The sequence below is a fragment of the Anaerococcoides asporogena genome (assembly GCF_029590275.1).
Classification (GTDB): domain Bacteria; phylum Bacillota; class Clostridia; order Clostridiales; family Clostridiaceae; genus JG1575.
In genome coordinates this window covers 2369564-2382927 of the sequence record NZ_CP120965.1, presented here as the reverse complement: position 1 = coordinate 2382927, position 13364 = coordinate 2369564, and the positions used below count along the sequence as shown (strand labels likewise).

The window sequence follows — 13364 nt, the reverse complement described above, 5'->3', positions numbered from 1 at the left end:
GATGAGCAAATATAAATCAGCAATAGAAAAAATAGTCGTTTCTGAGGCTACATTTCAAAATAGCCCAGAACGAGAAATTGAGCCATCGTGGATTAACTTCTTCTACGGCAACAACGGTAGCGGTAAAACGACTATTTCAAGGATGATACGGAATGGGCAAGGCTTGACCTTTGGCAACGCTGCTCAAGCTGATGAATTTGCTACTGTCGTTTTTAATCGAGACTTTATTGACGAGGAACTCAAATTCGATATTATGCCCGGAGTGGTAATGCTCAGTAAAGAAGCTTCTGATAAGCAACAGGAAATTGAGGGAAAGCAAAAAGAACAGGAACAGCTAAAGGGGCAACTCCAAACGGCAAACGACGAGGCGGATGCAATCCAAAAGAAGCGGGACAAATTGAAAGCCAGCCTTGATGCCGCAATTTGGAAAGCTGCAGCAAAGTACAAAAAGGTTTTCGGGGGCAAAGGCGATTTGAGTTCTACGGCTCGGTGTGTTCAAAGAGTATGCAGCACCGCTCCCGTCGAGCGTAATTTTGACGATATAAAAGCCCGTTACGAATCTGCAACCGACCCGAATGCCACACGATATGATGCCGCCCCACTACAATTATTGGATTTGACAAAGCTTGAGAGTGCAGAAAAATACTCAGTTCTCGGACAAGCGATAATCAGCACAGCCGATAATGCTTATAGCCGATTCTGGCAGAGTTTGCACGCGATGGATTGGGTCAATACTGGGCATATCCATTATTCTGAGAACGCAGAGGGATGCTGTCCATACTGCAAACGGGAACTACCCAGCGATTTTGAAGAACAATTCCTCGCCTGCTTTGACGAAAAATACTCTCAAGATTGCGCCCGTCTTGGCGAATTTGGGCGTAAATATGCCGAGTATATGACAGCTACATTTATAGAGCCGTTAAGACGATACATTGAGTTAATTCCGCAGACAGGATTCGGCGATTGGAAAGCATATGGCGAACAGTTAAAATTGATTGAAAATACAGTACAGATGAACAATCAAAAAATTGCCGCGAAAATTGAAAAGCCCTCGGAAGTAGTCGGACTCAACAGTATAAGAGAATATGTCGAACGAGTAAACGAGCTTCTCGCCGAAACAAATAAGCTGTTTGAAGCCAACAACAAAATCTTCGATGCTAAAGGCAAAACCTGCGAAGATTGTATCAATGAAGCGTGGGAGCTGTTGGCCTTCGAAACGAGCGGAGATAGAGCTGCGTATGACGCTGAGGATAAAAAGTTGACAACCGCCAGCCTTCAAAAAGCAGCCGCTATAAAAAAACTTAATAGTTCGCTCGGTGTCCTCAAAAATGAAATTCGAGAATTGTCAGACAAAATGGGTGGCACGGCGTCCACGGTTGATAAAATCAATGAACTGCTCCAAAAGACAGGGTTCAGAGGATTTCAACTACGCCCCCACGCGAGAGTTCCTGATAAATATGAAGTTGTCCGCGAAGACGGCGAGGTCGCCAAAGGTCTAAGCGAAGGTGAAAAGAACTTTATTGCTTTTCTGTACTTTTATTTTTATGTTCAAGGGGCGTGGCGCAAAGAAGACCTCGTTAAGGGGAAAATCGTAGTAATTGACGATCCTGTTTCGAGTATGGACAGCGGTGTTCTTTTTGTCGTCAGCTCACTCGTCCGAAAACTGGTTGAAGACTGCTTTTTAGACGGCGGCCAATTCAACATTAAGCAGATTTTTGTCTTGACACACAATCCATATTTCCACAAAGAAATATCCCATAAATATGAAACGAGCAGAGACGACATCGTTAAGAAATCATCGTTTTTCTTTGTCAAGAAATCGGATGATAATGTTTCTACCGTTAGAATCAATGAAATGGAATGCGTCACGAACGAAAGCGGCATAGAAAACGTTTCGCCAGTAAAAAACTCGTATGATGCTTTGTGGTGCGAATACAGGGACGCGCGTCTTCCGGCAACGCTTCTCAGTGTAATTCAGAGAATCGTCGAATACTATTTTCTTCAACTCTGTAGTTACAGTATCGAGGATTTGCGAGAACGGGTAAAAACCCACATCGGCGGGGACGACAAAAAGCAGCGGATAGCTGATGAAATACTTCGCTTCATCTATGACGAAAAATTCGATGCCGGAGACGGCATTAACTACGCACCAGACCACGACATACCGGCTTACAAAGAAGTGTTTGAGATGATTTTTGAAGCGTTGAGCCAAAAATCGCACTATCTCAAAATGTCTGGCGAATGTGAATGAGTTATTTAGGGCAATTATCGCTACAATTTGGGACTGTGTTGATAAATAAGGGAGGGCAAAGCGATGAACGCTTTCAAGAGCAATATCTACAAATACCTCGGCGGGACCTGTCAATACCTAATACCGCTGTATCAAAGAACATACAGTTGGGAGCGTGAGCAGTGCGCCCGTCTTTGGAGCGACATCGTAAACCTCCACACTACGCAAAGGGAGGGTCACTTCGTCGGATCGATTGTCCGCATTGACGAGGATTCCGCGGCGGGGTCTACCCTTGCAATGATTATCGACGGTCAGCAGAGGCTTACCACGCTGACTCTTCTTCTCGTCGCCCTGCGCGACTATGCGGCGACTCATTCAGACTGTGGCGTGAACCCGAACAAGATAACCGACACGCTGCTCTTGAACCAATATGAAACGGGAAATGCCAAATACAAACTGCTCCTTACGCAGTCCGACAGGGACGCGCTGATAAAGAAGATTGAGGATGCGCCAATTTCCGACACCTTGAAATCACGAGTGCTGGACAACTACGGCTTCTTCTCAGGGCAAATTGGAAAGGGCGAGATTGCACCATCCGATCTTTACGATGCCATCGGAAAACTGCAAATCGTGGACATCGTCCTCGATCGCCAGTATGATGACCCGCAGGCGATTTTCGAGAGTCTCAACTCCACAGGTATGGACTTGAAGGACTCAGACCTCATCCGCAATCATCTATTGATGGGTTTGGACTCTGCGACCCAGACGGATGTTTACAACAACATCTGGCGGCCTACGGAACTACTCTTTGACTACGAGCATCAAAGCGAGTTACTGGACAACTTCTTCCGTGACTACCTCACGATGAAGCTGGGCAGGATTCCTCGCAAAAACGAGGTCTACAAAGAGTTCCGCGCTTACCACAACGGCAGTGGACTAACCATTCGTGACCTCTGTCAAGACATCTACAGCTTCGCCAAGCACTATTCCGATATGTATTTTGTGCGGAGCGGCGACGCCGTGTTGAAATCGCTCTACGGCGATATGAAGGCAATTCGCATGGAGGTCGCTTACCCGTTTCTTCTGAAAGTGCACGACGATTGCGACAAGGGCTTGATAACCATCGAGGAACTGCGGGAAATTCTGCGGCTCTGCGTAAGCTACGTACTGCGCCGCGCTGTCTGCGACATTCCGACGAACTCCCTGAACAAGACTTTCGCCACGATGAAGAATGACATCAGACAGTTCGACTATCTGAACTCGGTAAAGGCGTTCTTTATCTTGCTCGACTCCTACAAGGAGTTCCCGAACGACAAGCGGTTCCTCGATACCTTCCTGACAAGGGACATCTACCATATGAACCGCTGCGGTTATATCCTTGGGAGACTTGAAAACTGGGACAACAAATCGGCAGTCAATGCGGAAAAGCTGACTATTGAACACATCATCCCGCAGAATCCGCACCTCTCCGCTGACTGGGTATCTGCCCTTGGAAGCGACTGGGAGGAGATTCAAAAGAAGTACTTGCATACCATCGGCAACCTGACGTTGACGGCTTATAACTCCGAGATGAGCGATTCGCCGTTCGCCGACAAGCTGACAATGGACGGCGGTTTCCAGCAGAGTGCGCTTCGCTTGAATAAGTATGTCGTCACCCAGACCACTTGGGGCGAGCCGCAGGTCAATGAACGCGCAGCCCAGCTTGGCGAGGTGGCGAAAAAGGCGTGGCCGTATCCGACGCTTACGGAAGCCGAACTCGCGCCGTACCGCAAACAGGACGACATCGCGCCGGAGTATACCCTTGAAAGCTATCAGTATCTGAACGCTTTCAACCGTATGCTCTTTGAGAAGCTGAACACCCGAATCCTTAACCTCGGCACCTATGTGAAGCGTGAGTTTAAAAAGCTGTATATCGCCTACAAGGCCGACACCAACTTCGTGGATGTTGTTATCCAGAACTCGCGGCTCCGCTTGGCCATCAATATGAAGTTTGCCGACGTCATCGACCCGAAAGGCATCTGCAAAGACATCACGGGTCTCGGCAGATGGGGCAACGGCGATGTCGAGATCGGTCTGGACAGCTTGGATATGCTTGAAGACGTGATGGAGATTATTGAGCAGGCTTTCAGACTGCAGGATGTGGAGTGAAAATAAACGGAGGGCGATGGTAAAGATCTCCGTAAAGGACAGCCGAAGTGCGTTTTACTACAAAGTTGTGGATATGCTCTCTCAAAAGAAGAAGTGATAAATTTACGTTGTTGGCAACGGCCGACTAGAATACAATCCTTCAAGATCAAAGGTAAAAAAGTAAATTCATCTGTTACTTCAATAACTATAAGACCAAATATCACAGCGAGCTTGAGTTGACAAGAAGCGAAGTAGAAAGAATGGAACATACTATAATTGAATCCGGGAAAGCAAGAGTTGAAGGCAATATCCAATATGTACCCTATTTTACTTGAGATTTGAGGTGAATATGATGACAGCGTATAAATGTATATATTGTTTACAAACAAAGGAAGAGACTGAGTTTAATAGAGAACATGTTGTGCCACAGATGATGGGAAAATACAAGAATGGATTTGTTTTAAATGATTTTCAAGTATGTAAGGAATGCAATGATTATTTTAGCAAACAAATAGAAGACAAAATAGCACTTGACTCTTTTGAAGCTTTTTTGCGTATGCAATATCGCGATACTCCAATGTCAGATGGCCGAAAACTTAACAAAAATAGAATTCGCTTAATTGGAGATGAAGGTATCTTTAAAGGGATTCCATTTACTGTGATCACAGACATAAGTAGCCCATATCGTGTCCGATTTGAATCTGAACCTATGGTAGGGATAATTAATTCCGTTGAGAAGTGTGAATATGATTATTACTCACTTGAGGAACTGCCTTATGCAGATGAAGAAGCCATTGAACGAATGAAAAAGTCGACTCAACCGATTATTAATACTGGAATAGGTCGAGAACGATTAGAACCTGTACTAATTGATAAAGGGTATCTCATTGGTGAATATGCTTATTCTGAGAAATCGGTTCTAGATTTATATGAAGAACCTGAATTCACGACAGCGATAAAGATGAGTATTGATCCCATTATGCGCAGAGTATGTGCCAAAACTGTTTTTAATTACTTGTGTTATTCCAAAGGGAAAGAGTTTGTATTAAATTCACGTTTTAATGAGATTCGCAAATATATAAGGTATGGTGAGTGGTCGGATGACCTCTGGTTTAAATATTCTAAAGGTCCTGTATCAACAGTAAACATGCCAAATAACACAGCACATGTTGTTGGTTACATGTGGTATCCGGAAAATCGGCAGTGGATATTTTGTGGGTGTCTCACTTGGTTTGGTGAGTTAACGTACATTTTTAGTCTTGGGAAGACAGGTAATAAGGTGCAGAGATTGAATGTGCTAGATTCCACTAAAATGGCCTGCTTTAACAATGTTGACCGGACTATAATTGAAGATGACGCTGTCCACATATATGGCGGTCGGCCGAATAGTGAATAAATTGCTTATTGATTATTCCAAGGCTTATTGAGTTACTAGATAAGATTTGATTCAATGTTCGTGGATGAAGGATTCGATACATTAGACGACACAAGGTTAACCCAAGCTATGCAGACGTTAATGAGCCTATCGAAGACCAGCCGACTCATCGGTATCATATCTCATGTGCCCGGGCTTGCTGAAAAAATAGACCGTAAAATTACCGTTACGAAAGAGCGTACAGGTGGTAGCAAAGCTGAAATACAGGTAGGTTAGGAGATAATTATGTTTTACCGGAAAGGTAAAACCGAAAACAATAAGACATTGACTGAAGAACTGACTTCGTGTGGATTGGTTAATCAGGGGGGCGGATTATGAACAATGAGTTTTTTCAAGAACAACGCGAGCAGTCAATAATCAAAGCGCGGATTGTATCAAAATACTTCTCGACGTGGGCGAGCATTATACTTGCGACACAGAAGAGATACCCTCAGCATGCCCAGCGAATGGCATACATAGACTTATTCGCTGGACCTGGTAGGTATGATGACCAAAGTAAATCTACGCCGCTATTGGTTTTAGAAACGATACTTTCCAATCCTGATTTGACGAGCCGAATGGTTACGTTGTTTAATGACAAAGATGCAGCAAACATCGAAAGTCTGAAAACAGCAATTGCACAAGTGCCCGGAATTAAAAAACTTAAGTATGCGCCGAGCTTTTATAATGAGGAGGTCGGCGACGAAATAGCAAAAATGTTCAGTAGCAAGAGTATTGTGCCGACATTCTTCTTTGTTGACCCTTGGGGTTATAAGGGCCTGTCGCTAAATTTGGTATCCTCAATCATCAAAGATTGGGGTTGTGACTGTGTATTCTTTTTCAACTATAATCGTGTGAATATGGGTGTAAATAATGACGCTATAAAACAGCATATGGCTTCATTGTTCGGCGGGGAACGTCTTGACGAGCTGCGAAATCAATTGTTGGATACTCTTACTACCGACGAGCGAGAAGTGATTGTTGTTCAAGAATTATGTGATGCTCTGCGACAAAATGGCAGCAGATTTGTTCTGCCTTTCCGTTTTAAGAACAACAACGGGGCAAGAACAAGCCATCATCTTATCTTTCTGAGCAAAAACTTTCGTGGTTATGAGATAATGAAAGAAATAATGGCGAAAGAAAGTTCTGACACAAAAGACGGAGTTGCAAATTTTGAATACAACCCACGCGAAATGTATTATAGGCAAGGCACATTGTTCGATCTGCTTTCACGTCCGCTTGATGAACTGCAGGGTATGCTGATAGAGCAATATGCTGGACGGACAATTGATTTTCTGGAACTTTATGAAGAGCATAGCGTTGACCGCCCATATATCAAGAAAAACTATAAAGAAGTCTTACGCACGATGTTTGACACGGGCTTGATTAGTGCCGTAAATCCAAAAACCAACAATCCTCCACGAAAAGGGTCGTTTTCAGATGAAATGCGTATAACTTTTGGAGGTGCTGTATGAGAACTACTAAGATAGAATGGACTGACAGGACGTGGAATCCGGTAACGGGCTGCACAAAGCAGTCAACTGGGTGCGCTCATTGTTATGCGGAGACAATGGCAAACAGGCTTCGTGCTATGGGCGTTGCAAAGTATGCCAATGGATTTACGCCGACAATGCATGAGGCTTCGTTATGCGAACCTATTAAATGGAAGAAATCTCATACCATATTTGTTTGTTCAATGGCCGACCTATTCCACGATGAAGTGCCGTTCGGTTTTATTGATAGCGTTATGAATACGATAAGGCAGACTCCCCAGCATCGTTATCAAATTCTTACAAAACGTGCAGAACGAATGGCTGGATATTTCTCTCAGACTGATATCCCCAAAAATGTGTGGCTCGGAGTAACAGTAGAATCGCCGTCGGTTAAACATCGCATCGAATCACTCCGTCCATTGCAAGCCTCTGTTCGATTCCTTTCGTGTGAGCCGTTGGTGGAAGATGTGGGTGAACTCGACCTTACTGATATCGATTGGGTTATTGTAGGCGGAGAAAGCGGTGTACAAGCACGCCCGATGAAACCAGAATGGGTTCGCTCAATATTACAACAAGCTGATGAGCAAGGTGCGGCATTCTTCTTCAAACAGTGGGGAACTTGGGGTTCGGACGGAGTTAAGCGTAATAAGAAAGCTAACGGCAAGGCGCTTGACGGCAAAATTATTCAAATGATGCCACAATTGGACATGCGTTAACTTAAACACGTTTTACGAGTTTGAAAATTACAGCAAACGTGTTTTTACAGCTGGTAATAAATGCCCATAACGGCATAAGAAAGTACGATGGCTAATCTTTTACTGGCTCTTCGAGGGTAGTGCAAGCCTTGGAATCGTTAAAAGACGCACCGCTCCAAAATTAGGGGTGTGCAAAAGCGGTGCATCTTTTAACGATTTAATTTGAGCGGTGCATTTTATCAATAGGTAGTACCTTTGCCACCGGAGATGACAGGAATTAAACCCCATGTATCGACTTGTTCCCCCGAACGGATAAAAACCATTGACCTGTTCCCTCGAACAGAACACCCCCATAAAAACCACTATTGAACTGTTCCCGAGAACGGACAAAACGAAAAATACATACCAGACATCAACCTGATGCTCTCATTCCACGTCGAAGCGATCGTATTGATGTCAAGAAAGTAACACTCTAAAGCCCAGTAATACAGCGGTTTCCAGGCGTTCAGCTCATTTTGAAAGATGAGAAAGATCGCCTGAAAACCGCTGTTTTGTCGTATTGGGTTAGTTGTCCAATGGCTAAAAATCAGTCGGGTTGAGTGAACGCTTTAGATAATGGGGTTGGATCGAGGGGGTGAGTGGACAAAATGGATGTTCATGTTGTTATAATAGATTCAGAAACAAAATGTAAATGTTTAAAGATAATGCGGAGGAAAGAATGAATAAGCAGCAACTTGCCAATAAAATATGGGCTACAGCTAACAACCTAAATTCCCGAAAAATTATAACGTGGATGGCGGGTCTACTCCCAAGTTCGTATACAAGCCTTCCTGCTTCTTGGTCACTTCGCCTACTTGGAGAGCCTTCCCTGGATTTTCAAATGCTTCTATGACATCAAGTTCGTCTAGTAGCTCCTGCATGGTGTAGTTTTGGAATAGACCCTTATCGGCCATCGTCTTTTTCAAATGGGACATAAAAATCAGGGCAATGAATTGGACAAACAGCTTTCCGTCCAGCGAGCTTTCAGATGAGACTGCAGTTCGCCTCAGATTGAGCCTTTCTTTAAGATTCCCAAACGCCTTCTCGACCAGATCTTTGTTACGGTAAATCTCCAAGGCTATGATGGGATCCTTGATGTCGTTACTTAACAGCGCGAAAAAGCCATAGTCCTTTTCAGCTCGAGTGATGGCATCCTGTTTGGGAATGATCTTGATTCCACGTACCGGGGTATCTGACAGTTCAAAGTATTTGGCGTACTGCTTCTCGTTCTCTGGTTTTCGATTTCCGCTCGTAAGCTCAGCCTCCAACTGATCCAGCATCAGATTGAAGCGGCTCTCATGTTCCAACGCCTTCTCGCTACTGTAATAGATGTGCAGATACATGCGGCGAGTATCCTTGATGACATCGCCTTTGCGGGGTCTTGTTTGAGAGTAGTTCCATTCAATGGCGGTGGAATGGCTGTATAACTGATAGATTGAGTTGTAGTTGGTCCTTGTTTTTATGCTGTCTCTGACTTTGTCTAATTCTTTTCGCACAAACTTCAGGGATACTTTGGTGGCAATCAGGAATTTCAGGTTGTTCTGATAAAGGGCATTGATGTTGGCTTCACTGTAAAAGCCACGATCCATGACCAGTTTAACTTTGCCAAAATCAAGTTGCTTTAAGTCGGCCAGCAATTTCTTCAGGGTCGAGATATCGCTGATGTTGCCGGCCAGCTTTCTGTAGTAGAACGGCAAGCCTGAGTCTTCTCCAAAGAGCAGCGCCAGGTTAATCTGGGGAAGCGGATCATGATCCTTGTTCATCCCATATTTGACTTGTTTGAGAGACTCTGAATAGGACGAAATGCTGGTGGTATCATAGGCCCAATATTCATTTTCCATCCGGCGCTTGCCCTGCAAGCGAAAGAAACGTTCTTTTGCTTCTTCCGTAATCATCGAGAACAGATCACTGCTTCGTTGGGAAGAGATGCAGGCCCCATGTGGATGAAAATGGGTCCTATCCCATTTCGGGAAACGAAGAAGGGAGTTGCGGTCCTCCAAAATCAAATAGTAGGCCACGGAGAGGATCTTCTTATAAATCTGCGGAAAGCATACCTTCAAGTCTTGTGTGATGCCCAGCTGCTCCCCGATCGCATCAAACAGATACGTAGCGCCAAAATAACCATGCCGAGTGGAAGTAGATGGAGTCGGCCCTGGTTTAATCACAGTGGAGACCGGAGGTTGAGTGAGTCGTTTGGAAGGGATCAGATTGCCCTGTTCATCACGTTTGCCAATACAAACACGCTTACTTCGAGACTGTTTCTTCTCTTTGTCCCAGTAGTCGATGGATTCGTAGACGTAGATAACTCCGTTTTTCTTGTTTTTGACATCGATGATATTCATGCGCCACCTCACGTTATAATTATAACGTGTTTATGAGGCAAAATCAAGAGAAATTATGCTGCTAATCCAGTGATATCAACGATTTCCAGCATTCCCCGTTATAATTCGCCGGGAATCCAGGTAACAAGATGCGGTCCAAAATCGAGGCTAATGAATATAAAGATTATATTCTTGGATTTATTTTTTATAAATATCTATCGGATAACGAACTTAAATTTTTAAGGGAAAATAGCTTTTCGACTTCTGATATTCAAAATCTGGATGAAACTGATTCCGAGACGGTCAAATACATTCGTGAAAACCTCGGTTATTTTATTTCTTATAAAGACCTTTATTCCACTTGGTTAACAATGGGAAAGGATTTTGACATCTCAAATGTGACAGATGCACTTTCAGCATTTAATCGTCTTATCAATCCTACTCACAAACAGGTTTTTGAAAAGATATTCAATACTTTAGAAAGCGGACTTTCAAAACTCGGGGACACATCCGGTCAAAGGACCAAGGCCATCAGTGATCTGATCCATTTATTAAAAGACATTCCAATGCACGCTAAACAAGATTATGATGTCTTGGGCTACATTTACGAATACCTCATTGGGATGTTTGCTGCCAACGCTGGAAAGAAAGCAGGCGAGTTCTATACTCCTCATGAAGTTTCACAAGTAATGTCCGAAATCATTTCTGACCATTTGAAAGATCGCCGAGAAATCCAGATATATGAAATAATCTTACAGAGATTGATACAATTTAATGATTGCACAACAGATTTACCTCTTGCAGGGTAAGTTGGGTTTTGCAGGGTAAGCCGGGAAACCGGTTATTTTTAACTTCTCAACGCAACTTTAAGTTGCCAATAGCAATTTCAAGTTTTAGACACATGGCTAAATTCCGAATAATATTAAGATATAAGAGATAGGAGGATAGAATCATGTTTAACGTAAAATTAAAGCAAAGAAGAGAAGATAAGGGACTAACGCAAGAAGAAGTCGCAGCTTTCATTGGACCCGACTTTAGCAGACAATCTGTATCTAAGTGGGAGCGAGGCGAAGGTTTTCCTGAAGTAGAAACACTACTTTTATTATCGGTGAAATTAGACATTTCTCTCGAAGAATTATTTTCAGAAGAGTTAGCTTACTATAGGAAAACCCCAATTTTTAATGTTAAAGATAAATACCCTGGACTTGTTGCATTCATCGATACCATTGCTGAAACTTGGAAGACTAATAAAAAATAAATGGAGGTTATCATGATCTATAAGGCTATGACTGTACAGAAAAATATAGTATATAAAAACCAAGAGAACCAAAAACTAAGTGATGCTGTACTGATTGAAATAATTCATGGAGTGAAAGAAATTGTTATGGAGTTAATAAGTAAAAACAAAATATCCAATAACAAATCATAGGAGAAAATCATGCAAGTTGAGTTCAATACAAAGAATTTGTTAGGAAGGATATCTGTAACTCCAGACCTGAAAAATCTATACGAAGCAGAGATTAAAAAAATCGTTGAGAAATATTTTGACTTTATTGACATTAGTAATTTGGAAAAGATCATCATACCGGATAACTTCGTTTCAGAAGTTCTCGAATTTCAAAAAAACCTATATATTAAGAATCCTTCAGTTACCGATAATGATTTTGGCAGAGCTTTAGGGAAAATGCTCTATGACTCAGTAAATAATAAGTTTTACATCTTTATTGATCCTCAGCTGGCAACCTTCTTAATTGATGACGAACTATTTAATATATATTTTAATAATCTCGACGATGACAATACAAGGAGGGTCATCTCTCAAAGGCAATATGCCTATAATTTACTTTGTCACGAATTAGCCCATATGGAGTTTCATTCCAACACAATTGCCCCGGATACATCCACAAGTTATGACCATCAAATAAAGTCACTCATTTTTAATTTATTTGATGAATATTATGCGTGTCGCCGATCAATAATCATTCCCTCAGATCACTACTCTTCATTTAATGACGAATACATCGGTGGTATTGAGCAAAGAATAACAGAAGAGAAGTGGAGATATAAAACGAGAGAAAGTGAACTTCATGAATTTGTGGGGCTTTTTCATGCCCTTACCAACCAGTGCCTCTTAGGAATGGTATCTGTTCTCGGTTCATTGGGGGGAGAACCATTGCAACAACATCTTTTCGTTGATTGTAAATTAGGAATTATCGTCAATGATTTCAATGTGGAATTCGACAATACATACTATAAATTCATAAGGGACAAAGCCATTTCGTTTTCGCCACTGCTGTCATCAGTCGTTAAAAATTATTATGATTCATTCAGAGTTTTCTTATCACAACGCGATAATGGAGTTTACTACGATATACCGGATTAATTGAAATTAGACTGGACATTGATTGTTCCAGGCGTCGATCATCAGCTTTTCATGTTTTCTTTCACAAGACCAAATCTCCTTGGAACCAATGCAAATCGAAGAGTAAAAAATCCCTCCAGAATTAATAAATCGATGTAGGTGAGCACTCCTCCTGAGATTAGCATAATAGACTTGATGCTGAGAATCGGATATTATGATGCGATCAGAAAAAACATCGTATTGCCCAAGTAACTGGTATTCGACGATATCCATTTCATCGTCGGAAAGTATAGCAACAGATGTATCCAGAATTTGAGCGATATCTTTCAGGGCTGCAAGTGGCGGTGTGTTTTTCTCAACCTCCCATTTTTGGACTGTATCTGGAGAGATATTCAATTTTTCGGCTAAAGTGGCCTGTGTCCATTCTCGGTTGATCCGAAGTATCCTTATTTTTTTACCTATTGTCATAAAACGATCGCCTCCCACAATAATAATACTGTGGGAGGCGAAATGTTTCCCCCGATTTAAAATCGGTTTGGCTGTGATTCATTCAGTTTCATAATCACCTATAGAATCTATTGAAATGATTGCTTGCGGCAAAGATCGTATGAATGAACTTAAAATACCCGAGGTCATATTAATCAAAAAATATCATGAGAATAAATTGTAGTTGCTTCTCTTAA

Annotated in this window: 10 protein-coding genes and 1 pseudogene; 9 read left to right on the top strand and 2 right to left on the bottom strand. The window is 42.4% G+C overall.

Features of this window, described 5'->3' with window-relative positions; all coding sequences use genetic code 11:
• Position 1: 1 nt before the first annotated feature.
• The 5 genes from P6M73_RS10965 (at position 2) to P6M73_RS10945 (ending at position 7980) form a co-directional block, all read left to right on the top strand.
• Positions 2–2251, top strand: coding sequence for an AAA family ATPase (locus P6M73_RS10965; RefSeq protein WP_277853094.1), 2250 nt, complete (start codon positions 2–4; stop codon positions 2249–2251).
• 63 nt (positions 2252–2314) lie between these two features.
• Complete coding sequence (locus tag P6M73_RS10960) at positions 2315–4378, top strand: DUF262 and DUF1524 domain-containing protein (RefSeq protein ID WP_277853093.1); 2064 nt, start codon at positions 2315–2317, stop codon at positions 4376–4378.
• Positions 4379–4706: 328 nt separating this feature from the next.
• Positions 4707–5753 (top strand): HNH endonuclease, encoded by a 1047-nt coding sequence (locus tag P6M73_RS10955; RefSeq protein ID WP_277853092.1) that lies wholly within the window; start codon positions 4707–4709, stop codon positions 5751–5753.
• 353 nt (positions 5754–6106) lie between these two features.
• Complete coding sequence (locus P6M73_RS10950) at positions 6107–7246, top strand: three-Cys-motif partner protein TcmP (protein ID WP_277853091.1); 1140 nt, start codon at positions 6107–6109, stop codon at positions 7244–7246.
• Entirely contained in the window at positions 7243–7980 is a 738-nt protein-coding gene (locus P6M73_RS10945) for a phage Gp37/Gp68 family protein (protein WP_277853090.1), read from the top strand. Before P6M73_RS10950 ends, P6M73_RS10945 begins: the two co-directional genes overlap by 4 nt.
• Positions 7981–8741: 761 nt before the next feature.
• Here P6M73_RS10945 and P6M73_RS10940 read toward each other — a convergent pair.
• The gene (locus tag P6M73_RS10940; RefSeq protein ID WP_277853089.1) at positions 8742–10340 is read right to left on the bottom strand and encodes an IS1634 family transposase; all 1599 of its coding nucleotides are present in this window, start codon (positions 10338–10340) and stop codon (positions 8742–8744) included.
• Between the two features lie 128 nt (positions 10341–10468).
• Between P6M73_RS10940 and P6M73_RS10935 the strand changes: the two are divergent.
• The 4 genes and pseudogenes from P6M73_RS10935 to P6M73_RS10920 all read left to right on the top strand — a co-directional run.
• Positions 10469–11065, top strand: a pseudogene (locus P6M73_RS10935) (N-6 DNA methylase); the annotation flags it as partial.
• Between the two features lie 206 nt (positions 11066–11271).
• Positions 11272–11577 carry a helix-turn-helix transcriptional regulator gene (locus P6M73_RS10930; protein ID WP_277853088.1) on the top strand — a complete coding sequence of 102 codons (306 nt, stop codon included), beginning with the start codon at positions 11272–11274 and terminating at the stop codon, positions 11575–11577.
• Between the two features lie 12 nt (positions 11578–11589).
• Entirely contained in the window at positions 11590–11748 is a 159-nt protein-coding gene (locus P6M73_RS10925; protein WP_277853087.1) for a hypothetical protein, read from the top strand.
• 9 nt (positions 11749–11757) lie between these two features.
• Entirely contained in the window at positions 11758–12702 is a 945-nt protein-coding gene (locus tag P6M73_RS10920; protein WP_277853086.1) for a hypothetical protein, read from the top strand.
• 6 nt (positions 12703–12708) lie between these two features.
• Here the strand turns inward: P6M73_RS10920 and P6M73_RS10915 are convergent, their stop codons facing one another.
• Positions 12709–13149, bottom strand: a complete 441-nt coding sequence (locus tag P6M73_RS10915; RefSeq protein ID WP_277853085.1) for a helix-turn-helix domain-containing protein — start codon at positions 13147–13149, stop codon at positions 12709–12711.
• Positions 13150–13364: the final 215 nt, after the last annotated feature.

Excerpts from the sequence above, each read along its gene's own strand:
- P6M73_RS10920 (WP_277853086.1), top strand. The coding sequence starts at position 11,758 with ATGCAAGTTGAGTTCAATACAAAGAATTTGTTAGGAAGGATATCTGTA.
- P6M73_RS10950 (WP_277853091.1), top strand. The coding sequence starts at position 6,107 with ATGAACAATGAGTTTTTTCAAGAACAACGCGAGCAGTCAATAATCAAA.
- P6M73_RS10940 (WP_277853089.1), bottom strand. The coding sequence starts at position 10,340 with ATGAATATCATCGATGTCAAAAACAAGAAAAACGGAGTTATCTACGTC.
- P6M73_RS10960 (WP_277853093.1), top strand. The coding sequence starts at position 2,315 with ATGAACGCTTTCAAGAGCAATATCTACAAATACCTCGGCGGGACCTGT.
- P6M73_RS10945 (WP_277853090.1), top strand. The coding sequence starts at position 7,243 with ATGAGAACTACTAAGATAGAATGGACTGACAGGACGTGGAATCCGGTA.
- P6M73_RS10925 (WP_277853087.1), top strand. The coding sequence starts at position 11,590 with ATGATCTATAAGGCTATGACTGTACAGAAAAATATAGTATATAAAAAC.
- P6M73_RS10955 (WP_277853092.1), top strand. The coding sequence starts at position 4,707 with ATGATGACAGCGTATAAATGTATATATTGTTTACAAACAAAGGAAGAG.
- P6M73_RS10930 (WP_277853088.1), top strand. The coding sequence starts at position 11,272 with ATGTTTAACGTAAAATTAAAGCAAAGAAGAGAAGATAAGGGACTAACG.
- P6M73_RS10965 (WP_277853094.1), top strand. The coding sequence starts at position 2 with ATGAGCAAATATAAATCAGCAATAGAAAAAATAGTCGTTTCTGAGGCT.
- P6M73_RS10915 (WP_277853085.1), bottom strand. The coding sequence starts at position 13,149 with ATGACAATAGGTAAAAAAATAAGGATACTTCGGATCAACCGAGAATGG.